Here is a 25,229-nt window from a genome sequence, read left to right as displayed (position 1 = left end):
GTAGTCATGAATTTGTCGGACAGATCAGAGAACGCCTCACCGGTAGACTGGCTAAACGAAATATCTACAAGGCGTTGCCAATAGAGCATTGCACGGACAATCAGGCCATCCAGCAAAGCAAGATCCCACAGCAGCATGCCACGCCTTTGCCAAGCCATGACGAACAGGACCTTCCAAGGCTGACAAGTTCATGCATGCTTAAAGAGCAACCCCCTCCTTACATCGTTTGTTTAGAGGGCAAAATGGCCGTTCTAAGCGGTGAAAGCGGGTTATTTTGGGATCTTTATAACAATATTTCAAGTATCTAGCGAGGTCCGACCCCGAATCGAGTAGCCGGGGAGGTCACCCATCCCCGGCTCTCACACCACCCGGCATGCGTGCTACGCACCAAGGCGGTTTCCTATGGACGTCGGTACGCCGACCACCTCTCATGGAGAGTTTCAAGACCCAGTTCGTCGAACCATGCTTGATTCATACTACGGTGGGATTGAGGCGTTCGGCTCAATCGCCAGTATCCCTTGCCACTCAAGGCCTGAAGCCAAGCGTTTTCGTGTGACACGCCTCTGCTGACCAGAAACTTCCATACAGTGTACCTTCGTTTAAGCTGCTTGAGTTTCACCACTCGAATCTTGCGACGTATCCATCCGTCTAGAGCTTTGAGTTTCGATCCGCTTCGCAGCAAACGATAGTAGCTGACCCAGCCACGCACCAGATTATTCAGTCAATCAATCATCTTTTCCAGTTCGATAGACTTGTTACGCCTTGTTCGCTGACGAACTTTGTCCTTGAACCGCTTGATTGTTTGCGGGGGTAGTCCCAGGCTTCCATCGGCAATCAACCGATACCCGAGAAACGAGCGATTATTCACCATATCAACTGCGGATTTCTTGGTATTCACCCGTAATTTCAGTTTCTTGGCCAGAAATTCGCTCACGCTGGCCAAAACACGTTCTCCCGCTCGCTGTGATTGCACATAAATGTTGCAGTCATCGGCATACCGAACAAACCGGTGGCCACGGCTTTCCAGTTCCTTGTCCAGATCATCGAGGAGAAGATTTGCAAGCAACGGACTCAACGGGCCGCCTTGAGGGGTTCCCTCTTTACGGGAGGTGACCACTCCGTCTTGCATGATCCCGGCATTCAGAAAAGCCCGGATCAACTTTAATACTCGCTTGTCTTTCACATGACGAGCCAGACGTGACATCAGAATGTCATGGTTTACACGGTCGAAGAATTTCTCAAGATCCATGTCCACCACATAAACGTATCCTTCCCGGATGTACTGACCTGCACGTCCAAGTGCATCATGAGCACTCAAACCCGGACGATACCCGAAACTCCCCGAAGAAAATTGCGGGTCCAGAATAGGAGTCAGGACTTGCTGGATCGCTTGCTGAACAAGCCGATCCACTACCACGGGAATACCCAGTTGACGCTTGCCTCCACTCGCCTTCGGGATCTTTACTCCGAGTACGGGACTTGGAGTATATTTCCCTTGAAGCAGGGAGGTAATCAGAGTCCGATGATTCTTCCGACACCATTGTTCCAGAGCGTGGACACTCATACCATCCACACCCGCACAACCCTTGTTGTCTTTGACTCGTTTGAACGCCTCATTGAGATTGTCACTACTGACTATCTCTTCCATGAGAAGTTGATCTGACAGGTCCAACGCTTCCGATGCCGCCGAAGACAAGCTACACTCCTCGTGCCGGACAGATTTGATTCCGTCTCCTCCGATTCGGCCGGGGGCTGCATTTCTGCCTGTTGGCTGTGCTACGCTGCCTTGCGAGATTTCAGACATGGTTCCTGCTCCATAAGATTCGGTCCTTCATCGCCACAAGGGAGGCAACTACTATGACCTCTGCTGACTTCTGACGACTGTTGCCACGTCCTTGGCATGATGGCCTTGGATCGCGAATGTCACTAAATGACCACCCGTCAGATCTCCCGGGGTAAGACACGTATCTGTCCTCTGGACCTCGCCGGGTTTACCTCTACTTCAACCGAATGTGTATTGGGCATCGGAATCCATAGCTCCCTTACCCTGAAGTATCGGCCTGACCCGGTTTCTGTTCGTCAAGTCCAAAGTCTTGCCTCGGGCTTCCTTCCCACAACGCCTCACGACGATGCAGTTGCCTCCGGCTCGTGGTTCCGCACATTACGGCCCACAGGGGACTTACACCCCATAAGATACGCGCCATGCCCGGCGCACTAAGAAAACCTCCAAGCCAAACGACTTGAAGGTTTTACTTGTAAGGTCAACTCTTGCTTATCACCAAGCAAGAACCAAGGCGAGGTATGCGGGGTATCTCTTGAAAAAAACCAGGCGGGGTAAAGCAGGGTATTTTGCCTCATTCAGGGCTAATCTGGCAACATAACTAAACTCGCTACATAATGTCCCTTTGTACTATTGTTCCTTTGTACGCTATTACGTTATTGTACGTTATTGCTCACAGAAGGCCGGCTGAAAAAATCAATGATGCCAAGACTATCCATTTTGTTTTTCATGGTTGATCCTTTCATCAACTTCTAGCCTGACCCTTTGTACTTTGTACGTTTTGTTGCAAATTTGTTTTTAGTATATAGACTGTTGCCCCTTGGTGCTCACCAGATAATATTTTTATGAACGCAACTTTGTGATAATTTTCAATCGAACCAAAAATTTCAACTTTTGTATCATTTTTAACATAAAAAATGTAACCATGTAAATCTAAGTCTAGTAATTTATCTTGATCATTTAATATAGTTGCTATTTGATAATCGTCCCATGCTTTTCTGTCTATAGCTACAATCGAACCATATAGTTCATCGGTTTTTATCTTATATATTTTATCTGTATTTTGTAAATCATTATTAGTTTTTGAAGATGTGTCATTTGTTATGTTAGATATTACTTTTTCATTTTTAGGTACTTCTTCATCTTCATTTATATAAGTAATAAAAATAAATGCAACAAACAATACACACAAAATTGACGATAATTTTTCTATAGACATATTTCTACCCGATAATTTAATGTAAAATAATATTAAATAGTTGTTGTGGTCTCACAAAAAAATACAGAATATCAATTTATAAATGCATCATAAATCATTTTTTTATAAAATCTGGTTATCGGGGGGGGTGCTGTCCAAAAAATTAACCTCATCCTACCCAAATTAAATAGCGAAGAAACTCGTAATTTCTCAAAACGAGCTAAAAAAATTTTCACTATTACCATAACCGAAATATTTTTTTTTGCAAATTAGGGAACACGGATAGTCCAAAGGTAGGGTTTTCCATGGTTCTATATGGGGGTTTTTTCGATTTTATACTTATACAAAAATCATTTTTTCTGACAGTGATTTTTATAAACATTTGTTTTATATGATTTAAAAATCAAAACTAACTGATATCACAATTGATTCTCGGATATAATGGGAAGAATTTTATGGTAGGGTTATTTTCTTAAAAAGGTAGGGTCTCTATCCAGATTGGGAATATGGGGACGGGTTAAATATCCGATAGTCCCTTCCTCCAGCTGTTTGAAACCCTCCCCCAGCCCCTCCCTGAACTACGGGAGGGGGGCTACAGCGTCCATGTACTCGTTCTCTTTGGGTGCGGCCCGAAGATGTGCTTCCACAATGCTTACAGGCAGCTGGGCTCGAGATGAAAAGTACCCTTTTGCCGGATGAGCCCGAAATATCTACAAGGCGTTGCCAACCGAGCATTGCACTGTCAATCAAACCATCAAGCAAAGCAAGGTCCCCCAGCAGCATGCCACGCCTTTGCCAGGCCATGACGAACAGGACCTTCCAAGGTTGACAAGTTCATGCATGCTTAGAGAGCAACCCCCTCCTTACATCGTTTGTTTAGAGGGCAAAACGGCCGTTCTAAGCGGTGAAAGCGGGTTGTTTTGGGATCTTTATAACAACATTTCAAGTAGCTAGCGAGGTCCGACCCCGATAAAACTGTATGTTCACGGTCACGCCTCTATGGATGCTGCTCCTTTTTTATCGCATTCGTAGCCTGAGCTAGAGAAATACAAATCAGACAAATAAAGCCCTGATGCCAATCATCAGGGCTTTATTTGTCTTGTGAACTATCCAGATTGGAACAGTTCGGATTGTTTTTCTAATAACTATTGCATCTTCTGTTCAATCAGTCCTTCAACCTTTTTCTGCAGTTGCTGATCAACAGTCATCTGACTGGCAATAGTGTTAAATGTTTCCACATCAAGCCCCTGATTCTGCACCGCATCGATCATCTTGGTGCTCATTTCCTGCTGAAGGGCCACGGCCCGTTCCTGATCCTGCACTCCCTGGAGCTTTTGCGTAAACTGGTTCCTTATGGTTTGTACCTCAATCATGGACGATGCAAAGTTGTCCACAGTCTGGTCATCGAAATCCTGGAGCTCGGGCTGCTGCGCTTCCATGCCGGCAGGATATTTCTGCTGACCTTCCTGGGCCAGTGCAGGTGCCGCAAAAAACAGCAGTCCTACGATCATAACAAAAGCGGTATGCAAAAGAAAACCGGTTTGCGTACAATTCTTGATCATTAAACGTTTCCTCCACGATTGTTTTGGTTCATCATCCGGCAAAATCTCACAGATTTTGCCACGCCAGTCATATACTCTTCCCAGTGACTACCTGATCACTGAAAGATACTTCTCAAAAGCAACCCGCATGCCATTTATGAAAAAATTTGATTTTTTTACATAAGAGATTGAAATAAAGATTTTTTATTTTCAGACCCGACATAAATCACTTTTTTTGGACTTGACGGACACGCCACAGGCTGTTTAAAAATGAGACATGTCTCAAATATTTCAAAAAATTTCACCACTCTTATCTCCTCTCCGAAAGGGTCTGAGTCTGAGGGCTTCACTTCTCGTCTTCCTCATCTTGCCACTCATTGCCTGCTTGTGTTTTTTTGGCCAGTACACACTGCGGCATCTGGAAGACGAAAGCGAAAAACGAATGCAGGAAGACATCGAAATCATTGCCCGGGCCATTCGCGGATCTCTGGAATACGCTTTGGAACGTGAACGCCAGGGAACCCTGTCTCGAACCCTTTCCTCTGTTTTCGGCTTTGAAAGGGTCTATGGCGCCTATGTCTATGACTCATTGGGACGCCAGATAGCAGCCAGCGGTCCGGGTGTACCCGCGCAAAACACCGATACGCATCTTGCCCACCTTGCGGCACAGGGAGATCGTAAGGGCGAATACCAGAACACAGGCGGCACAAAAATTTACTCCTATTTTGTTCCACTGGTGGACTCCGTCGGCCGCAATGCAGGACTGCTCCAAGTCACCAGAGAGCAGAGCAATATCCATAAATATATCGAACGTGTACGAAACCAGGCCTTGCAGCTTTTGATCATTCTCTCGTTCTTTCTTCTGGGTATTGTTCTCTACGGACACCACCGGGTTATTGGTCGTAATCTCAAAAACATGGTCCGTAGCATGGCTCGGATCGAGCAGGGAGAACGCAGTCATCGGGTCACAGCCGCAGGGCCCCGTGAATTGCGCAGTCTCTCCAAAGGAATGAACGCAATGCTCGACAGTCTGGAACGATCCCGAGCAGAAATCGAACACAAACAGGCCAGACAACGGGAACTGGAACGCCGCCTCCAACAGTCCCAAAAACTTGCAGCCGTTGGAGAATTGGCCGCAGGCGTGGCGCATGAAATTGGAACCCCCCTGAGCGTTATCGCCGGCAAGGCCCAGCGCATGCTCAGAAACAAGGACCTTCCCCCACTCACAGCAAACGTCTTTCATGAGATCAGAGATGCGGTTCAGCGGATGGAGTGCATCGTTCGTCAACTACTCGATTCTGGAAAAGGCAACCCCCTTAAGCCGAGGTTGCGGGGGCTGGATGAAATAGTACAATGCGCTGCCGGTCAGCTGGCTGAAAAGGTGCGGGAAAAATCCATCAGCCTACAGATTTCCGGCCCCAGACCCGCCCCGAAACTTGAAGTGGATTCCGTTCGTATAGAACAGGCATTGATGAATCTTCTACTCAATGCCGTACATGCTGCTGGACCAGATGGACTCATACATGCGGGATGGTTCGAGGAAGAGGATCAGGTTGGATTTTTCGTGGCCGACAACGGGGCAGGAATTTCAGAGGAACATCGTAGCCGTATAACCCAGCCTTTTTTTACCACCAAGAGCTCAGGCCAGGGAACCGGGCTGGGGCTCTCAGTGGTCCAGGCTGCAGTCAACGACCATAACGGGCAGATGACCATCGGGTCCTCACAACTAGGCGGTGCATTATTCACCTTGCGCTTTGAACGATTTCGCAAAAACTCGTCCCTGGGAAAAAACCATGCTCGCTGAAGCCCCGGCCAGAATACTTGTTGTAGAAGACGATACCGCCCTGCGCAAACTGATTCAGGAAGAATTTGATGACGCGGGCCATGAAGTCCGCAGCGAGGCAGAGGCCGAATCCGCTCTGCAGACCCATACGCAATGGCCGGCTGATCTGATAGTCAGCGATCTCCGTCTCCCTGGATCGGATGGCCTGTGGCTTCTCAACCGTGTCAGAGAATCCGTCGTCCCTCCGGCATTCATTGTCATCACCGCCTTTGGCACGGTCCCTCAGGCTGTGGAGGCTCTCAAATTTGGTGCCGATAATTTTCTCACCAAACCCCTGGATCTTGATCATCTCCTGATTAGTGCCCAGCGGGCCCTTGAAACGAGACGGCTGCGTGAAAATGTCAGGCTGTTTCATAGTGTACTCGGAAAAAACGATTTTCATGGAATTATCGGGCGAAGCACGGCCATGAACACATTGTTTATCACCCTGCAACGGGTAGCTCGAGCAACGGGTCCGGTATTGATCACAGGCGAAAGCGGGACCGGAAAGGATCTGGTGGCGCGCGCAGTGCATAAGGAAAGTCCAAGCCAAAAAGGACCCTTTGTAGCTGTCAATTGCGCGGCCATTCCCTCTGAGCTGCAGGAGAGTGAATTCTTTGGCCATTCCGCCGGCGCCTTCACAGGGGCGGAAAAAGCACGCAAGGGGCTCTTTGCCGAGGCCGAAGGGGGATTGCTTTTCCTGGATGAAATCGGAGAAATGCCCCTCCAACTCCAGGCAAAACTTTTGCGCATTCTTCAAGACGGCCTGGTCCGACCGGTGGGAACCAACACTGAAAAACGGATCAATGTCCGAATTATTGCCGCAACCAATTGCAACCTTGAGGAAAAAGTCCGTTCAGGGCATTTTCGCGAAGATCTTTTTTACCGTCTGGAAACCTTTAACCTGCATGTTCCCCCGTTGCGCGAGAGGGATGATGATCTCGATTTTTTGTGCGCCTGGTTTATCCACCTGTTCAACAGTCGTATGCAACGCAACATCCGAGGAATATCCAACACAACCCTCGACATCCTGCATACCTATCCTTTTCCGGGCAATGTGAGAGAATTACGAAACGCCATGGAACGAGCTGTAGCCTTCAGCACCGGCCCAGAAATCCAGCCGGAGGATCTGCCCGTAAGAATTCGAGAACATGTGCGCCCCTTACGAGTCAGGGAATCGGACACATTGCCCGCGTTAATGACCGAAGAAGAGGGGCTGGTCAGCCTGGATGAAATGGCCAATCGTTACACACGATTCGTGCTCAACCGTGTTCATGACAACAAACGCAAGGCCGCTCAAATCTTAGGCATCAGCCGCGCGACCCTCTACCGCCGCTTGGACATTGCCAAAGGCGATGAGTCGGGCTGAATCCTTGCCATACATGCCAGCAAACCTTGCAAGCCCAAAGCTTCCCGCTATTGCATGAGGGTTTGCATTCCGAGCTGGCCACCCCATTGAATCCCATCATTTTTTCCAAAAAATCTCAGTAAAAGCTTGTGAGATGCATAGAAGCAATGCGAGAGGATTGCTTCATAGACACATTGTCTGATATCTCTGTCAGCGATCCGGTTCCCCAACAGTTCCTGGTTAAAAGAAGGTAAAGATCATGAAAACCATTTATCCCCTGCGTATTTCATTTTGTTTCAGCTCAAAAGTACTGCTTATCTTTGCATGTGTGTTACTTGGATGCTTGGCATTATCCGGGTGCGATAACGACAGCAACGAGCCTACTTACAGAATTGACCATCCACTAGACTGAAGACCAATTCCGTTTATGTACCTGCTCGCGCTTTGGGACAGGCATTGATGACAACAGCCTGAATCAAGGTGGCCAGGGGAATGGCGAAAAATACTCCCCAAAATCCCCAAAAACCGCCAAAAACCAGAATGGCCGTGATGATGGCTACCGGATGGAGATTGACGACCTCAGAAAGCAGGAGCGGAACGAGCAGATTGCCATCCAAAAGCTGGATAACGCCGTAAACGACGGCTGTGCTGACGAACTCGGACCCCCATCCCCATTGAAAATACGCGAGAAGCAGAACAGGTACCGTGACTACGGTCGCGCCAATATACGGAATGATAACAGAGAGTCCCACAAGAAAACTGAGCAACATGGCATAGTTGAGGCCCAAAAAAAGGAAAGATATATAGCTGGCACCCCAGATGATAATGATCTCCCATATCTTGCCACGCACATAATTGCCTGTTTGCAATTGGACATCTTTCCAGACAATGCTGGCCAGGCTGTGATCCTCGGGCAAAAAGCTCCTGAACCAGCCGGTTATCTTGTCTTTGTCTTTCAAAAAGAAAAAAACCATGATCGGCATCAACACGATATACACGACGACCGTCAGGATGCTGCGCATGGAGGACAGGGAAAAAGAGAGCATTTGCTGGCCATAGAACGTTATCTGGGTCTTGATCACTCCCACCACTTCTCTCACCTGATCTTCGGTAAACAATTGAGGATACCGATCAGGAAGACGCATCAACTCGGTTTGCCCCCTGGACAACCAGCTGGGAACCTCCTGAATAAACTGGGTCAGCTGTTGTGTCAGCAAAGGGAGCAATCCTATCACCAAAAAGACCAAAAAAAGCATGAAAAAAATAAAAACAAGACTTACTGCCAGTAAACGGGGAACACGCATCCGCTCCAAAGGCTTGATGACGCTTTCCAATAAAAAAGCAATGACCATACTGGCGATCACCGGGGCAATCATATCTCCTATTGTCAAGATGACGACCACGGCAAAAATGAGCACCAAGGCCAGAACCACGACCTGTTGATCCGAGAAATATTTGCGGAACCACTGATGGATTATATTCATAATAAATTGAAAACAATTACAGATTTACTACACATGGTAAAGGCGTTGGGTCGCTTACCCAGAAAAGTCTGCCATGAACAACAAGAAAATCCTATAGATTGAACGAGAATCCCCTCCCATTGAGAAGCTCAAGCCCCCATTCGCTCCCAAACATGGGGTCCAACCGGGTATCGTTTCAACCGCCATTACGGTTTATTGCCTGCCCTCCTGTTTTGTCCAGTAGCGAAAGCTCTTAAAACAGCTATCACCCGTCAAAATTTCCAATCTCCTCTCTGACTGACCTTCCCGACACTCAGGACAAACTCGACATCTGTTCCCCAAAAAGCCGGCATTTTCCATTGCCAGTTCCACATTGTTTTTGTAATAAAAATTCATTTATTTTCGTTAAATAAACGGGGAGAGATACCCAGCCCCGAACCGGACACTTTTCACAAAAGGCATACATGCACCCTCTGAATCCACCACTCTGCCCATGGAACTTCTGAGCCTTCGCGTTAAATTCCGCATCCTGATCATCGGTCTGTCCTGCTGCCTGTTGGGCACCTTTCTGGTCACGGTCTGGCACCTCTATCATATTGACCGGCTTTTTTCCGAGGTGATCAATGAGGATATCGCCGCCTTGCAGGCTGCTGAAGAGCTGCAGACCGCTCTGGTCATGCAGAAAGGATTTGTAACCTATTACTTTCTCCAGGGCAGCCCGCATTGGTTGAACAAACTTGATCAGCACAACGAATCCTTCCAGCGGTGGTTGCAAAAGGCTCGGCAGACAAGTCAAAACTATGCCTCCCGGGAAATCCTGGACACCATTGAATCACACTATCTCAACTACGCCCTGGCCAGGGCCCGGGTCATCCAGTTGTACAAGGATGGCAAACGCGAGCAAGGGGCCGAACTCCATTGGTCCGTGCGGAATCAATTCTTCAGCATTGTGGATCTGTGTTCCAAATACAAGCGGATCTACAAGGGGAGCATCAATGATCATTTCAACGAGGTAGCCAGGCAGAAAAATCGACTGAACGCGGTCACGGGCTCCCTGTTTCTCATCGGCATCATCCTGGCCGGTCTCCTGGCATTCATCATTTTCAACAGAGTTCTTGCGCCCATACATGACCTGGTTGTATCTCTGCAAAAAACATTGTCCGATTCGATTCACGGGAGCAAAAACGAAATCATCCAACTCAGCGGCAAGGTCAAACGGCTCATCACCAACGCCAATCTGACCCAGTCACAACTCGAAGCAAGCCGGGAGCACCTCCAGCAAACGGAAAAACTGGCCACCATCGGCAAATTGGGTGCGGGTGTGGCCCACAGCGTGCGCAACCCCCTGACCTCGGTCAAGATGCGCCTCTTCTCCCTGCAACGGTCCCTGGATCTCGATGATGTTCAGAATGAGGATTTCGAGGTCATCTCCGAAGAAATCCGGCATATCGACACCATTCTGAGTAACTTTCTCGAATTCTCGCGCCGCCCCAAACTCAAACCCCAGCCAACGGAAGTGCACGGCATCATCACCCTGGCGCTGCAGCTCATGAAACACCGGCTGGAATCCTACGGCATCACCATCACCACAGACATCGCCCAGAATCTCCCCCGATTGATGCTCGATCAGGATCAAGTAAAGGAGGTTTTGATCAATCTTTTGGAAAACGCCTGTGATGCCATGAATGCCGGAGGGACCATAACCATCAACGCAGGTCAAGGCGTTGTGGAGCCTCTCGGTCATGTGGTCGTTCTGACCATTGCCGATGATGGACCAGGAATCTCCCCCGAACTCAAGGAAAAAATCTTCCAACCTTTTTTCAGTTCCAAGGAAGAAGGAACCGGATTGGGTCTGAGTATCGCCAAAAGGATCATAGAGGATCATGGAGGATGGATCAGCGTTGCCTCAAAGCCCCATCAGGGAACCACGTTTACCATTACCCTGCCTTGCAGCAAATAGGATACACACCATGCAAAAGATATTGATCGTGGATGACGATCCCCAGCTGAGACAGAGCTTCGAACGGATTCTGCGGCAGGAAGGATATGAAATTCTCACGGCATCTTCTGCCGAGGCCGGGATCGAATCGGTGAGACGATATGAACCGGATCTCGCAGTCATGGATTTCAGACTGCCGGGCATGACCGGCCTGGAAGGATTCACGGAAATCCAGAAAATAGACGCCAAGCTGCCGGTAATCATCATGACCGCTTTTGGAACCACAGACACGGCTATCGAGGCGACCAAGCTCGGTGCCTTTGACTACATCATCAAACCCTTTGAGATCCCGAACATCCTGGAGCTGATCAAGAAAGGCCTCGAGGCGAGACGATTCATGCGCTCCAAGGTCAGACTCGATGGACCACCGGAAGCGAGCGTGGATGGGGATGCCATCATCGGCCGCAGCAAACCCATGCAGAATGTGTACAAGGCCATCGGCCGGGTCGCCCCGACCGATGCAACCGTGCTCATCCGGGGTGAATCGGGCACGGGCAAGGAATTGGCAGCCCGGGCCATCTATCAGCACAGCCTGCGCAGCGAGCGTCCCTTTCTGATTATCAATTGCGTAGCCATCCCTGAAACCCTGCTGGAAAGCGAATTGTTCGGCTATGAAAAAGGGGCCTTCACCGGTGCGAGTACGCGAAGAGTGGGCAAGATCGAACAGGCCAATGGCGGCACCGTGTTCCTCGATGAAATCGGGGACATGCCACTCTCCATCCAGGCCAAGATTCTGCGGCTGCTCCAGGAACGAAGCATCGAACGTCTGGGCGGGCGGCACCCCATTTCCGTGGACGTTCGGGTCATCGCTGCCACCAACAGGGATCTCGAGGACTCCCTGGCCAAAAATGCCTTTCGGGAAGACCTGTATTATCGCCTCAAGGTGGTCACCTTGAATCTGCCTCCCCTGCGGGATCGGAACAAGGACATCTCTCTGCTGGCCGAATACTTTCTGCACTATTTTTCCCAATCCATGAAGATGCACAACCCTGGGATCACCCGGGAGGCAGTGACATCCCTCGAGCAATACGCATGGCCAGGGAATGTCAGGGAACTCGCCAATACCATCCAAAAAGCCCTTATCTTCAACCGGGGCTGTCCCCTGACCGGGGAAGAGATCGACAAGGCCCTGGCATCCCCCTGCCAGGATACGTCGGAATCTCATCCCTTGGACATCCATGCCTGGACGCGTCAAACCCTGTTCTCCACCAAGAACACCTCTTCCACGCCCTATCAGGACATAATGGATCAGATGTCGGCCGTCATCATTGGCGAGGCGCTGAAGTTCTGTCAGGGAAACCATTCCAAGACAGCAAAATATCTGGGTATCTCACGTCCGACGCTTTTAGCGAAAATCGACAAGCTGAACATCACGACGCAGACGGTCATCGACGCGCCCCGGTCGTCCTGATCGCCATCCGGTCGCCGCACCCCCCCCCCTCATTTACACTATGTCAAGAAAATAAACACCACCCCGCCGAACCTCAGCGTGACAAAGAAGATAATCCTGTCATTTCCTGCCCATACCCCGCGCTGCTTTCCCGACTCGACTGATCGCGCATGGCACGTTCATTGCCAAAGACACCATACCCTCCTTCCTTACCGTGGTGGAGCCGTGTATGAAATCAGTTATCCTCGTCGAACGGAATCGATACGTTCGAGAATTCATTTCCAGGGAACTCGTGACCATGGGGTATCGTGTCAAACCCTTTAGAAACGGTATGGAATTGCTTGAAATTCTTCATACCTTTGGTCATAGACATCCCATTGTCATTGAACGCGATCTGGTCGATATGGACATCCACACAGCCATAGCTGCCATTCGCGAGCACCGACCCTGTCAGCCGATCATCGTGCACACGTTTGACGATGAAAGCGGCTTTGCTGCCGACAGCAATCTCTTTTTTGCCAAGAAACAAAGTGACCTGGCCGATCTGATCAGAGTCCTGGGAAGGATGTAAAAAAGGGGAGACGGGAAAAGTGAATGCTTAGCGAGCTTGCGAGGTTAGCAGACCTTATGCAGAGTAAAAGTGAATGCTTAGCGAGCTTGCGAGGTTAGCAGACCTTATGCAGAGTAAAAGTGAATGCTTAGCGAGCTTGCGAGGTTAGCAGACCTTATGCAAAGCTGACGGGAAAGGCGAATGGAAGGTGAATGTCCAAGGGGCACGGCGCGCCGTGCCCTTTTTCACTTCTTCTTGTTTGCCGAAGACCGCGGATGGGCCTGATCATAGACCCGCATAAGCTGTTCGAGCTGGAGATGGGTGTAGCGCTGGGTGGTACCGAGACGGGAGTGGCCCAGGAGTTTCTGCACACTGCGCAGGTCAGCACCCGAGGCCAGAAGATGGGTGGCAAAGCTATGCCGTAAGTCATGGGGGGATACGGATTGCGGGAGTCCCGCTGCCGTGCGAAGGGATTCAATGATCTTGGAGGCCTGACGGCGGGAAAGACGTTTTCCCCGCATGCCCAGAAACAGGGCCTTTTCCTGGGGAGAAGGCGAAAACGAGGAGCGTACCGCCAGGTAGGCGTTGAGCCGCTCAAGAGAAATATCCGTCAGCGGAACGATACGCTCCTTACCCCCCTTGCCAAGGACCTTGATAAAGGAGCGACCGGGATCGATGTCCTGAACATCGAGTCCCAGGGCCTCGCTGATGCGCAGACCCGATCCGTAGAGCAATTCAACCAGAGCCACATCGCGCAGACCTCGTGGACCATCCTCCACCTCGGCCTGCATAAGACCAACAGCCTGATCCACGTTCAAAAACCTGGGTTGGGCCTTGAGTTGTTTGGGATTGTGCACTCCCTGACAGGGATCGAGGGAAATGATTTTACGGCCGATCAGATAACCGAAAAAACCTCGCAAACTCGAAAGCTTTCTGGCCACTGAACTCCTGGCCAGTCCCTTGCGGTGCAGATCGGCCAGATAGGCATGGACCTCCTCTTTTCCGATCTGCTCCGGACGATCACAATCCACCCCGCGCGCCCGAACGATCTCCTTGAATTGAATGAGGTCCCGAGCATACCCTTTGAGGGTCGCCGGGCTGTAGCCGCGTTCGTAACGGAGATGATCGAGGTATTGCTCGAGCAGATCAGGCGGATCTTTGATCAAGGACATAGCTGCTCGCGGGATTTTCCTTGGCCTTTTTCTTCAGGTTCATGGCAATCTGAGAGGCCTGACCAAAATGCGTCAATTTGCAGTTTTTATTGAAGACAACGGCCAGGGATATGGCCATGAGTGGAAAACTTTGCATATTGCCCTGCCTGTCCCTGGAGTGGATGGATCGACGTATTCTGTCCTCGCAATCGTAGAAATTGGGCACAATGGAATCGAAATTTTCAATCAGTGCGATGCAGGCCTGTTCGGCCTTGTCCGCTGGCAGCGTACACACGAAATCGTCCCCCCCCACATGGCCGACAAACGAATGCATCTGGGCAATTTTTCGAATGGTATTGACAATCACCCGGGCGGTCATCATGAGCACCTCATCCCCCCGGGAAAAACCGTATTTGTCATTGAACGACTTGAAGTGATCCAGATCCGCATAGATGAGGGCGAAATCCTCTTGGGCATCGATGAGCGCCTGGATCTTGTGAATGATCGAGGTATTGCCGGGAAGTTTGGTCAGAGGATTGGCATCAAGCTCCCGGGAAGCCCGGGCAACCGCAAGATCCAGCCGGCTTTTGGCCTCTTCACCTGCAAGGGGACGGACCAGGAAATCATCGATCTCAACCTGAGAGGCAGCAAACGGAAGATCAGACGGGTTCATGCAGAGAACAACCGGTACCTGCCGGTAGACATTCTCGCTCTTGATCAACTGGACAAGATCCTCGCCCTTGAAATCAGGCAGATCATTGTCCACGACCAGCAAATCCGGCGGACTATGGAAAAGATGCTCCAGGGCCTCGGCTCCGCGAGAAAAAAAGGTCCAGAAAACCTCATTTTCGGGCCACAATGCACCCAGCATTTCCCTGAGTTCAGCATCCTGAGTGATCAAAAAAAAATGTTGCCTGTGCGACAGGATCATACCACTCCCTTGAACGAATGATCAGAAAACAGAGAGTTCTTCATAGGCAACCACAAGATCATCGAGAATCTTCTCGAGCAGGGGAAAATCAATCCCCAGCTTGAGCATGACCTCGCGATCGAGCAGGCTTATCTGGTCGTCACCCCCGGACCCGATTTCAAACAATCGGGTCAGAAAATCTCCCACATGAACCACCTGGGCCACGTCGGGATAGTGTTTGGCCAGGGACGGCTTGTGGTGAAAGGCCAACCCCTCCTTGAGCTTCAGGGGAAGATTCCAGTGCCCGGCCATCCAGAGGTTGATCCGGTCATGACCAAACCCCAGAACCTTGTTTTCGGCCTGAATGTAGTTCAAATCATCTTTTTTGACTGCATTGACAATATCCTGCTTGCATTCGGGCAACTGGACCACGGCAAGAACCTTGCCGATGTCATGCAGCAATCCGGCCACGGCGTACTCTTCAGGATCTTTGAATCCCAGATTTCGGGCTATAGTGGAGCAGGCCAGCGCACATCCCATGCTGTGATCCCAAAGCCCGGTCATGCTCTCTTCCATCATGTCGAACACCGAGGTGCTGATGATGATCCCCTTGATGACATTGAAGCCCAGAAGCACCAGGGCATGCTGGATGGTGGCAATGCGTCCCGGGAATCCATAGACAGGGGAATTGACCATTTTGAGAACCTTGGCGGAAAGGACCTGATCCATGGAGATGACCCGGGCGATCTGCTCGGTGGATGAATTGGGGTCTTCCACGAGCTTGGAGACCTTGCTCAGCACGGTGGGCAGCGTGGGCAGATCCTTGACCGCCAAAAGTTTCCCTTTGTACTCGGTTTGCAGATCCTGCATCACGCATCCTCCTCGGTCCCAGCGTCCTGGGACATTCTTTCCACTGCCCCCTTGCGGGTGAAATAATCTGCCAGAAACGTTTTCACGTCCTGCATGAACGGATCACTCCCGGCATGGCGAAAAAGATGGTCCAGGCGCTGGCTTCGCCTTCCAAAAGAGGTTCCCGCTCCCCCGCCATCGAGATCCAGGGGGTGTCCTTGAACAACAATGGAGGGTATTTCCATTTTCCTGAGACGTTCGATAAGAACCTCGGTCAGCACAGTCCCCTGCCCGACCAGGACCATCCCGTTGTCACGGGTTACGGGCTTCTCGAGAACCATGTCCGGTTCGGCCAGGGGCAAGGGAATTTTCTGCATGGCTATCAATCCACAGGTAAAAGTTCTTCAAAAAAAATGATCGGCAGGACTCTGTCAGACAACTGCCGCTATGACTCGACAAGGGAATAGACCATCCCGGCATGCTGCTCGACCATCTTGAGAATTTCGAGCATGACCAGGGTTTGACTTACCGTATTGCTCTCCCATCCGAGAATCTGCGTCAAGGTATCGATGTGCAATTTCCCATGTTCCTGCAGGCAACGAACTACCTGACGCTGATGCTCATCCAGAGCAATGTCCGGCAAAGAGGCTCTGGTCGGGGCACACGCAGCAACACGGGCAAGACGATCTCCCTGGTTATCTTCCAGAAGGGATCGCACCTCTTCGAGAATATCCTCGATTCCCTGAACAAGTTTGGCCCCGCTCTGGATAAGTTCGTGACACCCCTCATATCCACTTCCCACTGGGCCGGGAACAGCAAAAACCTCGCGATTTTGTTCCAGTGCCAAACGGGCAGTGATCAGACTGCCACTTTTGGCCGCGGCCTGGACCACAAGCACCCCGAGCGAAAGTCCGCTGATGATCCGATTCCTGTACGGAAAATTTTTCGCCTCGGGCAGGGTCTTGGGGGGAAATTCCGAAACAATGAGCCCCGACGCGACCACAGGTTCCCAGATATCTCTGTTGGACGCGGGATAGACAATATCAAGCCCTGTTCCCAGCACCGCCACGGTTGTCCCCTGCTCCCGGCACCCGGTCATGTGGGCGATGCGATCCACTCCTTGCGCAAAACCGGAAACAATGGTCAGCCCGGACCGGACCAGATCAGTGCACAGCCGTTCGGTCATCCGTCTGGCGTAGGGCATGCTTTGCCGCGATCCGACAACGGCCAGACAGGGACGGCGCAACAACGAAACATCGCCTAAAGTGTAGAGGATAATCGGCGGGTCCGGAATTTCCTTGAGCCGCTCGGGATACGCCTCGTGGGTATAGAGCAGATAGGACATGCCCGCCTTGCAGACCGACTCCTCCTCTCCGGCAGCCTCGTCGTGCCAGGTTCCCTGCTCAAAAGCCTGTATCTGGGATCTGGTGGCCAGCCCATCCCCTTTCCATGCCTTCACGTTCTCTACAGCTGTTGCGGCTGAACCGTACTTTTCCAGGAGTCCTTTCCAGGTCCGGGGACCAATCCCCTTGGTATGTCGGAGGGCCAAACACGAACGATATTCAGCCCTGGTATCCTTGCAGGAGGGAATGCGGGACTGCTGCCCGGACAGAAAACTGCCTGATTGGATCATCAAGGGGCTCCTGCCTACAAAAGCCTGGCATAACGTTTTCTGGCCAGTTTCGCCGCACGGGCATCGGGATATCCCTTGAGCAGGATGCCCAGATAAAACCTCGCGTTCTGCTTGTCGTTGAGCTTCATATAGCAGCTGACGATCTTGAAAAGGGCATCGGGGGCCTTGTGGTGATTGGGAAAAAACTCAGGAACCTTTTTAAAGGCCAGGATGGCCTCGGCGAACTCGTCCTGATCGAAATGGGATTCCCCTAGCCAGTAATGAGCGTTGGGAGCAAGAGAATCCTTGGGATACGTCTCGATGAACGTTTCAAACATGTTCCCGGCAACAGCTGGCTTGCCCTTGCCAAGCATATCAAGGGCCTTTGTATAGGCAGCCTCGGCAGGTGTATGTCGAGGCGCAGCTTCCGTCTGTACCGTGTTGACCTTCGCAGTATCAGACGATTCGTTGGAAGCCTTATCGACCTTCTTGGGAGCATCTTGAAAGATCTCGTCTCCGTAGGGGACAGACTCCATGACGATTTCTTCGGCTGACGCCTCGCCCAGAGCGGTGGATTGGATACGCTCCTGTTCCTGGGAAAGGTTGACGAGATCCTGGTGCAACGTGTCCACGCGTTCTTCCAACCGGTCATGTTTCTGTTCGAGTTGCTCCTGCGCCCTTTGGGAATCTTTCTGCGTGGACTCGAGCAACTTGATTCTGTCATACATCAACTGGTTGAACGTTTCGGTTCTGCCGGCGCATCCCGATGATACCATCAGAACACACACCACGATTGCAGCCCACAATGATCCACGCATATGCAATCTCCCATTATTGAAGTTCACAAAATCTCTATGCCAAGACACGCTAAATTTCAAGGAAAGGTCACGGGGCAATCCTTGATAAACCTCTCTTTTTCGGGCACTAGACGCAACAAACGTGATCTGAGGCACCACTTTCGCCTACGGGTCGCATTAGCCGAAGAAACAACCACGCAGCTTATTTCATTATACCAAGCAGTTCCTTCACCACCGAGGAGTTTTCCATGATCGCCTACCTCTCGTTTTCCCAAGCCGCCCTGACCGCTCTCGTGCTCTTCCTGTTTGCAGGATTTTGGGGATGCCCCATCATCGCTCTTGTCTGCGAGATTGCAGGCAGAATGAGCAAACGGATTTTTCTGGACAAACTGGCCCTGCAGATGACCCGGCTCGGAAGCCTCATCCACATCGGAACATGGCTTGGGCTCATAGCCGGTGTTGCGGCGTTGTGGTATCGCCAACCCGAGAGTATCGCCCTTATCCGCCCCTCTGCATGGCTTCTTCTGCCCACCCTGGGACTGGGTCTTGTGGGAACAGGTCTGTTCATCATCTACTTTGCCACCTGGAACCTGCTCAAGAAAGAGAAAAAAAAGATCCATATGATCCTGGGACTTGCAGGGTTCATGCTTCTCAAACCCCTGTTCTGGATTCCAGTGCTGATCATCAGAAGCAAGGTCCTGGGAACCAACCTCGAATTCCAGTCACTTTTCCCCCCTCTCAATTCCCTGTTCTGGCCCGTTGGAATACAATGGGCCTTCACAAGCCTCAGCATGGCTGCGGTACTTGGCTCCCTGTATCTGCTGATCAGACGCAATCGTGACGATTTTGGCCGGGATTATTACAAATTCGCTCTGCCCGTGTGCGCCAAATGGGCTCTGTTTCCCTTTATAGCCGTTCTTGCCACCTGTGCGTGGATCGCGGCCCTGACCTACTCGGCAGTGAATATCCAGCAAGCAACTCCGCTTATGGCCGCCACAGCCATCCGGGGAGGCAGCCTTCTTTTGTGCGTGATTATCTGGGTGGTGATCATGAAAACAGCCACCCCCCTGCGTTTCAAGGGAATGATCGTGGCAAGCGGTCTCTTTGCCTGGACCTTTCTGATCGGAACCCTTGCCGCATTGTGGGAAATGCTCGGGCCTTACACGGGCGTATACACCCCTCACTCCTTTGCCGGTTCCCTGCTGACCTGGCTTGGGTTGAGCTGATTCTTCACGTGATTATCAAATGCCTAAAAAGGTCTGATCCACAACCGTGAATCAGACCTTTTTTTTCAGAACACAATGGATACGCGGAGGAAACCAGGAAAATCTTTGGACGTTTACTCAGAAAAGTCCGCTCTTTCAACTTTTCACTGGACCCCTGCAGTGTTCGTCTCCTCGAGAATAACCAACCCGGTCTTGCAAATCCCCTCGCATACACTGGTAAAATCCGGGTCTTCCCCATATCTGGCAAACACCGTGATCGGTCCGCCATCCTGAAACCCAAAGGCATCCACGGTCTTGCGCCCCTTCATATTCCGAATATCAACGGCCCAACCCATATGGTCGAGCTTTTCAACGATCCTCCATGCCTCCCCCAGCCAGGTGACGTCCTTAAGCCCTCCCAGCTTCACGGCAAACTTCTCTGCGACCAGATCCAATAACCTTTTTTCATCCAGGGCCAGAATTTCACTCCGCAGCATATATATCCCCACTCGTTAGAATATTAAAATCACGATCAGCTTCACAAGCCGGCAACGCGTTTAGCAAAATCTCGGTGCAAAGTGAATAGACCACCTCCGTTACCACAATGCAAATCTGTTCTCACCCAACCGTCTGGAATATCACGGCCGTGATCATCTTTTTTCCTGCCCCCTCATCCGATTGCCGAGAAGTCCAAACAATCACGTTGACGCCTGTTCCCAACATGGCTAAGAAAATCAGCTCATGCCCGGGTGGCGGAATTGGTAGACGCAAGGGACTTAAAATCCCTCGGTCGCAAGGCTGTACGGGTTCAACTCCCGTCCCGGGTACCATGAATAAAACAAGGACTCAGCGACTACCTAAAGGATTCGCCGAGTTCTTTTTTTTATGCCCGGATTCCAGATTGGGTCTTGTTTTTTTTGCTGCACCCGCCCGACAGATTTCCCCGTCTCTTTTTTTAGCCCGGCAGTGTCCTGCATCCTGTCAAATAATCACCGTATCTCCCCAAGGAAACAGTAGGCTGTTTCACCATGCCGGATGTTTTACAGAATGAAGGAGCTTAGTACGCATTTTTTATTGAAAACTCTTGCGAGCTCAGCTAGCACAATAAAAAGCATCTCTCTGATTTTTGGAACCCTCTTCCAGGGACCTCAATGGATATGATACGATCTGCGCTTGCCGGCGTCCTGTTTGTTATCGCTTTGCTGGCGGCAACCTCATCCCGGGCCGGGGTTCCGCTTACCGTGGAGGAGCGCGCCTGGCTCGAGACCCACCGTGATCAGATCGCCCTCGGATTCGACAGCCACTTTCCCCCCTTCGAGTTCCTGGCCGCGGACAAAAGCTTTCAGGGGCTGGGGGGGCCGACGTGATGGCCCTGATCGAGGAGAGGCTCGGGGTCACCTTCACAAAAAAGCCTGCGCCGAGCTGGTCAAAGCAGCTTGCCGCGCTCGCGGCCAATGACATACAGATCGCACCGGTCATCGTCAGATCCAAAGAGCGGGCCGAGTACGCTACCTTCAGCGCTCCCTATATCACGGTTCCCGTGGTGGTGATAACCAGGGATGTCAGGAGGGACGCCAGAAATCTCGAAGACTTCACGGGGCAGCGCGTGGCGACCGTGAAGGGGTATGTGGCGGAGTCCTACCTGCGGGACAACTATTCCGACCGATTCGAGATCGTGACCCTCTCCAATATCCGTGAGGGATTGAGGGATACCGCCTTTGGCGTTGTGGACGCCTTTGTGGAGAATATCGCGACTGCTGCGTACTACCTCGAAAAGGAAAATCTCCCGAACCTCCGGGTTGCCGGTGACACGGGGATGCAGGACGCATTGTCCTTTGCCGTGAGCAAGGAGCATCCCTTGCTGTTCAGCGCCATGCACAAGGCATTGGAAAACATCACACCGGAGAAGATGGCGGCCCTGAAAAAAAAATGGATTCCCCTGTCCAGTTCGCATGCCATCTCACCAGAGGAAAGAAGATTTCTCCAGTTCGCCCTGGTCGTTTCCCTGCTTGCCTTCACGGTTCTGTTCGTCCTCGCCTGGATGCTCAGACGCCGCTACAAGGCCAAGGAAGCCCGACTCAGGAAGGTGGAACAGGCCCTCCGGGAATCAGAGGCCATTTCCCTGGCCATATTCAACCAGGCCTTCAATTTTTTCGCTCTGCTCGATCTGCAGGGCAGAATCCTGAAAATCAATCAATCCACCCGGGAAACGCTGGAGTATCATGACGGATTGATCGGCCAGTACTTCTGGGATGCCCCGTGGTGGCCGAGCGCATCAAAGGGCAGACAGGTCTGCGAACAGGCCATGCAAGTGGCCTTGAAGGGAGAGGTTTTTCGAGATGAGATCAGGTGCATCGACAAGAACGGCGAGGAATGCTACCTGGACGTGGCATTCTCCCCTCTGGTGAACGATATTGGTGAGATCATCTATTTCATTCCGGAGGGTCGGGACATCACCGAGATGAAGCGGTTCGAGCTGGCCCTGGCAACAAGTGAGAAAAAATACAGGGAGATCTTCACCAACGCCCCCATAGGGATATTCCGGACGGCATACGAGGGCTACTTCCTCGATGCCAATCCGAGCCTGGCCAGGATGCTCGGTTTTGACAGCCCCGAAGAGCTGATGAGCCAATATCGTGATTTAGCCTGCGATCTCTACCCCCGGCCCGAAGAACGGCAGCGGCTTCTCACCGCGCTCAGACAAAACCCCGATGGCGTCACCATGGAGATCGAGTTCCAAAGGCGTGACGGTTCCCCGGTGTATTCGATCATTCACGCAGGCCTGCACATGGACGAAAAAGGCAACCCCTTCTTTCTCGACGGGACCATCGAGGACATCACCGCACGCAAGCAGGCTGAAGAGGCCCTCAGGGCTTCTGAAAAAAAGTTCTTCGAACTCTTCATGCTCAGTCCCGACAGCGTCAATGTCTCCAGTATCGAAACCGGGAAAATTCTGGCGGTCAATGAGTCCTTTCTGACGTCTTTAGGATTCACACGGGATGAAGTCCTCGGCAGGACACCCTCCGAGCTGGGCGTCATAGCCGGAACAAAACGTCGAGAGGACATGCTTGAACAGATCGAAACCACCGGCCGGGTAGAAAATTTCGAAATTCAGGTCTTCCGGAAAACCGGCGAAACTTTGATGTATTCCCTTTCCGCCAGAAAATTGGACATCGATGGAAAACCCGCCCTGATGGTCATGGGACGGGATGTGACCGAACAGAAAAAAATGCAGGAAATGATGGTCCAGACGGAAAAAATGCTTTCCGTCGGGGGCATAGCGGCCGGGATCGCCCATGAGATCAACAATCCCCTCGGCATCATCCTCCAGACGGCCCAGAACATGGCCCAACGCATCCGACCGGACTTCCGCAAGAATATCCAAGTGGCCAGGGATATCGGGCTGGATATGGGTCTGCTGGAGGAATACATGCAGCGTAGGGGAATTCCGGGCTTTGTCGAGAACATCCAGGCCGCTGCCCTTCGCGCCGCAGTGATTATCCGGCACATGCTGGACTTCAGTCGGCGCAGCGAATCAAAGCGCACGGTCTGCGATCTGTGCGCTATCATCGACAAGGCCGTTCTTCTGGCCGCCAGTGATTACGACCTGAAGAAAAATTTCGACTTCAAGCAGATAACGGTGACCAAGGATTTTGCCGAGGACATCCCTTCGTTTCCCTGCACGGAAACCGAGATCGAACAGGTCGTGCTCAATCTGTTGCGTAACGCCGCCCAGGCCATGGCCGACAGTGATCTCCCCACGATCGATCCGGAAATTCGTCTTCGCGTCACTCATGACAAAAGGCGCATCCGCCTGGAGATCACGGACAACGGCCCTGGCATCGCTCCCGAGGTGAAAACCCGGATCTTCGAACCCTTCTTCACCACCAAGCCCATCGGGCAGGGCACGGGCCTGGGGCTCTCGGTTTCCTATTTCATCATCACCAAGGGGCACGACGGAACCATGGATGTCGAATCTTCGCCGGGTCAGGGAACGACCTTCATCATTGAACTGCCCATCGACACACACCGAACCGATGAGGAGACGTGATGCAGCCACTTGTGATGATCGTGGACGATGAATCCCTGATCCGGACCACACTTTTCGATTTTCTTGACGATTACGACGAATTCCGCCTGGCGCTGGCGGAATCCGGAGAGGAGGCCCTTGAAAAATTGCAAAAGGAATCAGCAGACCTGTGCATCGTGGATATGCGTCTGCCGGGCATGCACGGCAGGGAATTCATCAAAAAGGCCTCGGCGCAAGGCGTATGCAGACATTTTCTCCTGCACACGGGCTCCATAGATGAAAAGCTGTCCCAGAGCCTCAGCCAATATGGCCTGACCAGAGACGACCTGTTTCTGAAACCCTATGACATCCGAACGCTCCTGGCCCGCGTCCGGGCCCTGATCGGCTGAAAACGGAGACACCATGGCGATCCTGCTCATCGACGACGAACCCATGCTGCGCCAGTCCCTGGTGGATTACCTGGAGGACCTGGACTACGATACCCTGCAGGCCGGTAACGGTCTGGAGGGACTCGAGACCATGCGAATGCACAACGACGAGCTCCAGGCCGTCATTGTCGATCTGAACATGCCCGTCATGGACGGATATGCCTTCATCCGCGAGGCCGTGCAGGAGAATGCCGAGCTGCCCGTCATTGTGTTGTCCGGCGTGGGCGTGGTCGAAGACGCCCTCAAGGCCATGCGCCTGGGTGCCTGGGACTTCATCACCAAACCCATCACCAATTTGGGCATCCTGGACCATACCCTGGAAAAGGCGTTTCACAAGGCGCGACTGATCACGGAAAACAAGCAGTACCAGCAAGGACTCGAACATCTGGTGCGAGAGCGAACCGCGGAACTGGAACAGACCCGGCGTCAGATCATGCAGCGGTTGTGCCGTGCTGCCGAGTTCAAGGACAACGAGACCGGGCGACACGTCATCCGCGTGGGGGAGATCAGCGCCCTGCTGGCACAGGCCATGGGACTTCCCGAGAAAACCGTGGAAATGGTACGCGAATCTGCGCCGCTGCACGACCTCGGGAAGATCGGCATCCCGGACAGTATTCTGCTCAAACCGGGCAAATTGGATGAGCACGAATGGGAAACCATGAAGAAGCACACCACCTACGGCTGCATCATTCTCGGTCCGCTGGAAGAAATGGAAGACGCCTCCAAGGCATGCGAGGCCCTGCGATACGGGAATACCGATCCTGATGACTGCGAACTGGTCTGTCTGGCCAGGAGGCTGGCCCAATTGCATCACGAGCGATGGGACGGTACCGGGTATCCCTTCGGGCTCAAAGGCGATGACATACCGGTGGAGGCCCGCATCGTCGCCCTTGTGGACGTATTCGACGCCCTGATCAGCGAACGACCATACAAGCCGGCATTTTCAATGGAAAAAACGGTCTCGATCATTGGAGAAGAACGAGGGAAACATTTTGACCCGGCCATCGTGGATGTTTTTTTCGATCATCTTAAAGAGATTATGACCATTGCGGAACGGTGGAAGGATTGACCGCACCCGATGCAGCCCCGAAAAAACTTCATCGCAGCATCCCTGGCTGGAGTAACTTCGCAATGATGCACCCTCTCATCCCTTTTG

At 51.8% G+C, this 25,229-nt stretch carries 23 protein-coding genes and 1 tRNA gene; 12 read left to right on the top strand and 12 right to left on the bottom strand.

The window, feature by feature from the left end:
* On the top strand, positions 1-308 hold a 308-nt coding region (locus ACTVJH_RS11095; RefSeq protein WP_455990481.1), incomplete at its 5' end, for a hypothetical protein.
* A 92-nt stretch (positions 309-400) separates the two neighbouring features.
* Here ACTVJH_RS11095 and ACTVJH_RS11090 read toward each other — a convergent pair.
* From ACTVJH_RS11090 to ACTVJH_RS11075, 4 genes are all read right to left on the bottom strand, one after another.
* Entirely contained in the window at positions 401-709 is a 309-nt protein-coding gene (locus ACTVJH_RS11090) for a group II intron maturase-specific domain-containing protein (protein ID WP_455990478.1), read from the bottom strand.
* 12 nt (positions 710-721) lie between these two features.
* A complete protein-coding gene (ltrA, locus tag ACTVJH_RS11085; RefSeq protein WP_455990475.1) occupies positions 722-1,804 on the bottom strand; it encodes a group II intron reverse transcriptase/maturase in 1,083 nt (360 codons plus the stop codon).
* Positions 1,805-2,525: 721 nt separating this feature from the next.
* A complete protein-coding gene (locus tag ACTVJH_RS11080) occupies positions 2,526-2,999 on the bottom strand; it encodes a hypothetical protein (RefSeq protein ID WP_455990472.1) in 474 nt (157 codons plus the stop codon).
* Positions 3,000-4,123: 1,124 nt separating this feature from the next.
* Entirely contained in the window at positions 4,124-4,582 is a 459-nt protein-coding gene (locus ACTVJH_RS11075) for a DUF4168 domain-containing protein (RefSeq protein ID WP_455990469.1), read from the bottom strand.
* A 379-nt stretch (positions 4,583-4,961) separates the two neighbouring features.
* Here ACTVJH_RS11075 and ACTVJH_RS11070 point away from each other — a divergent pair, with 379 nt between their 5' ends.
* Together ACTVJH_RS11070 and ACTVJH_RS11065 are read left to right on the top strand one after the other, a co-directional pair.
* Entirely contained in the window at positions 4,962-6,323 is a 1,362-nt protein-coding gene (locus ACTVJH_RS11070) for a sensor histidine kinase (RefSeq protein WP_455990466.1), read from the top strand.
* Entirely contained in the window at positions 6,313-7,710 is a 1,398-nt protein-coding gene (locus tag ACTVJH_RS11065; RefSeq protein WP_455990463.1) for a sigma-54-dependent transcriptional regulator, read from the top strand. Before ACTVJH_RS11070 ends, ACTVJH_RS11065 begins: the two co-directional genes overlap by 11 nt.
* A gap of 404 nt (positions 7,711-8,114) precedes the next feature.
* On the opposite strand, the gene ACTVJH_RS11060 is transcribed toward ACTVJH_RS11065, so the two are convergent.
* Entirely contained in the window at positions 8,115-9,173 is a 1,059-nt protein-coding gene (locus tag ACTVJH_RS11060; RefSeq protein ID WP_455990460.1) for an AI-2E family transporter, read from the bottom strand.
* 472 nt (positions 9,174-9,645) lie between these two features.
* On the opposite strand from ACTVJH_RS11060, the gene ACTVJH_RS11055 reads away from it, so the two are divergent.
* The 3 genes from ACTVJH_RS11055 (at position 9,646) to ACTVJH_RS11045 (ending at position 13,112) form a co-directional block, all read left to right on the top strand.
* On the top strand, positions 9,646-11,112 hold the full coding sequence (locus tag ACTVJH_RS11055) for an ATP-binding protein (protein WP_455990457.1): 1,467 nt from the start codon (positions 9,646-9,648) through the stop codon (positions 11,110-11,112).
* 10 nt (positions 11,113-11,122) lie between these two features.
* Positions 11,123-12,562, top strand: a complete 1,440-nt coding sequence (locus ACTVJH_RS11050) for a sigma-54-dependent transcriptional regulator (protein ID WP_455990454.1) — start codon at positions 11,123-11,125, stop codon at positions 12,560-12,562.
* Positions 12,563-12,770: 208 nt separating this feature from the next.
* The gene (locus ACTVJH_RS11045) at positions 12,771-13,112 is read left to right on the top strand and encodes a hypothetical protein (RefSeq protein ID WP_455990451.1); all 342 of its coding nucleotides are present in this window, start codon (positions 12,771-12,773) and stop codon (positions 13,110-13,112) included.
* 224 nt (positions 13,113-13,336) lie between these two features.
* Here ACTVJH_RS11045 and ACTVJH_RS11040 read toward each other — a convergent pair whose 3' ends face one another.
* The 6 genes from ACTVJH_RS11040 to ybgF form a co-directional block, all read right to left on the bottom strand.
* Positions 13,337-14,263, bottom strand: coding sequence for a tyrosine recombinase XerC (locus tag ACTVJH_RS11040; protein ID WP_455990448.1), 927 nt, complete (start codon positions 14,261-14,263; stop codon positions 13,337-13,339).
* Entirely contained in the window at positions 14,238-15,173 is a 936-nt protein-coding gene (locus tag ACTVJH_RS11035) for a GGDEF domain-containing protein (RefSeq protein WP_455990445.1), read from the bottom strand. The genes ACTVJH_RS11040 and ACTVJH_RS11035 overlap by 26 nt, the downstream gene beginning before the upstream one ends.
* A gap of 21 nt (positions 15,174-15,194) precedes the next feature.
* Positions 15,195-16,025, bottom strand: a complete 831-nt coding sequence (locus tag ACTVJH_RS11030; protein WP_455990442.1) for an HDOD domain-containing protein — start codon at positions 16,023-16,025, stop codon at positions 15,195-15,197.
* Positions 16,022-16,378, bottom strand: coding sequence for a hypothetical protein (locus tag ACTVJH_RS11025; RefSeq protein ID WP_455990439.1), 357 nt, complete (start codon positions 16,376-16,378; stop codon positions 16,022-16,024). The genes ACTVJH_RS11030 and ACTVJH_RS11025 overlap by 4 nt, the downstream gene beginning before the upstream one ends.
* A 68-nt stretch (positions 16,379-16,446) precedes the next feature.
* The gene (dprA, locus tag ACTVJH_RS11020) at positions 16,447-17,634 is read right to left on the bottom strand and encodes a DNA-processing protein DprA (protein WP_455990436.1); all 1,188 of its coding nucleotides are present in this window, start codon (positions 17,632-17,634) and stop codon (positions 16,447-16,449) included.
* Positions 17,635-17,648: 14 nt separating this feature from the next.
* Entirely contained in the window at positions 17,649-18,431 is a 783-nt protein-coding gene (gene ybgF / locus ACTVJH_RS11015) for a tol-pal system protein YbgF (protein ID WP_455990433.1), read from the bottom strand.
* A 227-nt stretch (positions 18,432-18,658) separates the two neighbouring features.
* On the opposite strand from ybgF, the gene ACTVJH_RS11010 reads away from it, so the two are divergent.
* Positions 18,659-19,636, top strand: a complete 978-nt coding sequence (locus tag ACTVJH_RS11010; protein WP_455990430.1) for a hypothetical protein — start codon at positions 18,659-18,661, stop codon at positions 19,634-19,636.
* 143 nt (positions 19,637-19,779) lie between these two features.
* On the opposite strand, the gene ACTVJH_RS11005 is transcribed toward ACTVJH_RS11010, so the two are convergent.
* Positions 19,780-20,112, bottom strand: a complete 333-nt coding sequence (locus tag ACTVJH_RS11005) for a hypothetical protein (protein WP_455990427.1) — start codon at positions 20,110-20,112, stop codon at positions 19,780-19,782.
* Positions 20,113-20,358: 246 nt separating this feature from the next.
* On the opposite strand from ACTVJH_RS11005, the gene ACTVJH_RS11000 reads away from it, so the two are divergent.
* The 5 genes from ACTVJH_RS11000 (at position 20,359) to ACTVJH_RS10980 (ending at position 25,142) form a co-directional block, all read left to right on the top strand.
* Positions 20,359-20,445 (top strand) — tRNA-Leu (locus tag ACTVJH_RS11000).
* A gap of 321 nt (positions 20,446-20,766) precedes the next feature.
* A complete protein-coding gene (locus ACTVJH_RS10995; protein ID WP_455990424.1) occupies positions 20,767-20,982 on the top strand; it encodes a hypothetical protein in 216 nt (71 codons plus the stop codon).
* The gene (locus ACTVJH_RS10990) at positions 20,982-23,666 is read left to right on the top strand and encodes a PAS domain S-box protein (protein ID WP_455990421.1); all 2,685 of its coding nucleotides are present in this window, start codon (positions 20,982-20,984) and stop codon (positions 23,664-23,666) included. Before ACTVJH_RS10995 ends, ACTVJH_RS10990 begins: the two co-directional genes overlap by 1 nt.
* Positions 23,666-24,034, top strand: a complete 369-nt coding sequence (locus ACTVJH_RS10985) for a response regulator (protein ID WP_455990418.1) — start codon at positions 23,666-23,668, stop codon at positions 24,032-24,034. The genes ACTVJH_RS10990 and ACTVJH_RS10985 overlap by 1 nt, the downstream gene beginning before the upstream one ends.
* A 13-nt stretch (positions 24,035-24,047) precedes the next feature.
* Positions 24,048-25,142 (top strand): HD-GYP domain-containing protein, encoded by a 1,095-nt coding sequence (locus tag ACTVJH_RS10980; protein WP_455990415.1) that lies wholly within the window; start codon positions 24,048-24,050, stop codon positions 25,140-25,142.
* Positions 25,143-25,229: the final 87 nt, after the last annotated feature.

This window comes from Desulfoplanes sp. PS50 (genome assembly GCF_053851535.1).
Note: the sequence above shows the minus strand (reverse complement) of the source record. Positions and strands in the feature narration are given on the sequence as shown.

Coding starts and splice junctions, on each gene's coding strand:
- ltrA (WP_455990475.1), bottom strand. CDS start 1,804: ATGTCTGAAATCTCGCAAGGCAGCGTAGCACAGCCAACAGGCAGAAAT.
- ACTVJH_RS11080 (WP_455990472.1), bottom strand. CDS start 2,999: ATGTCTATAGAAAAATTATCGTCAATTTTGTGTGTATTGTTTGTTGCA.
- ACTVJH_RS11070 (WP_455990466.1), top strand. CDS start 4,962: ATGCAGGAAGACATCGAAATCATTGCCCGGGCCATTCGCGGATCTCTG.
- ACTVJH_RS11065 (WP_455990463.1), top strand. CDS start 6,313: ATGCTCGCTGAAGCCCCGGCCAGAATACTTGTTGTAGAAGACGATACC.
- ACTVJH_RS11060 (WP_455990460.1), bottom strand. CDS start 9,173: ATGAATATAATCCATCAGTGGTTCCGCAAATATTTCTCGGATCAACAG.
- ACTVJH_RS11055 (WP_455990457.1), top strand. CDS start 9,646: ATGGAACTTCTGAGCCTTCGCGTTAAATTCCGCATCCTGATCATCGGT.
- ACTVJH_RS11050 (WP_455990454.1), top strand. CDS start 11,123: ATGCAAAAGATATTGATCGTGGATGACGATCCCCAGCTGAGACAGAGC.
- ACTVJH_RS11045 (WP_455990451.1), top strand. CDS start 12,771: ATGAAATCAGTTATCCTCGTCGAACGGAATCGATACGTTCGAGAATTC.
- ACTVJH_RS11040 (WP_455990448.1), bottom strand. CDS start 14,263: ATGTCCTTGATCAAAGATCCGCCTGATCTGCTCGAGCAATACCTCGAT.
- ACTVJH_RS11035 (WP_455990445.1), bottom strand. CDS start 15,173: ATGATCCTGTCGCACAGGCAACATTTTTTTTTGATCACTCAGGATGCT.
- ACTVJH_RS11025 (WP_455990439.1), bottom strand. CDS start 16,378: ATGCAGAAAATTCCCTTGCCCCTGGCCGAACCGGACATGGTTCTCGAG.
- dprA (WP_455990436.1), bottom strand. CDS start 17,634: ATGATCCAATCAGGCAGTTTTCTGTCCGGGCAGCAGTCCCGCATTCCC.
- ybgF (WP_455990433.1), bottom strand. CDS start 18,431: ATGCGTGGATCATTGTGGGCTGCAATCGTGGTGTGTGTTCTGATGGTA.
- ACTVJH_RS11010 (WP_455990430.1), top strand. CDS start 18,659: ATGATCGCCTACCTCTCGTTTTCCCAAGCCGCCCTGACCGCTCTCGTG.
- ACTVJH_RS11005 (WP_455990427.1), bottom strand. CDS start 20,112: ATGCTGCGGAGTGAAATTCTGGCCCTGGATGAAAAAAGGTTATTGGAT.
- ACTVJH_RS10995 (WP_455990424.1), top strand. CDS start 20,767: ATGGATATGATACGATCTGCGCTTGCCGGCGTCCTGTTTGTTATCGCT.
- ACTVJH_RS10990 (WP_455990421.1), top strand. CDS start 20,982: ATGGCCCTGATCGAGGAGAGGCTCGGGGTCACCTTCACAAAAAAGCCT.
- ACTVJH_RS10985 (WP_455990418.1), top strand. CDS start 23,666: ATGCAGCCACTTGTGATGATCGTGGACGATGAATCCCTGATCCGGACC.
- ACTVJH_RS10980 (WP_455990415.1), top strand. CDS start 24,048: ATGGCGATCCTGCTCATCGACGACGAACCCATGCTGCGCCAGTCCCTG.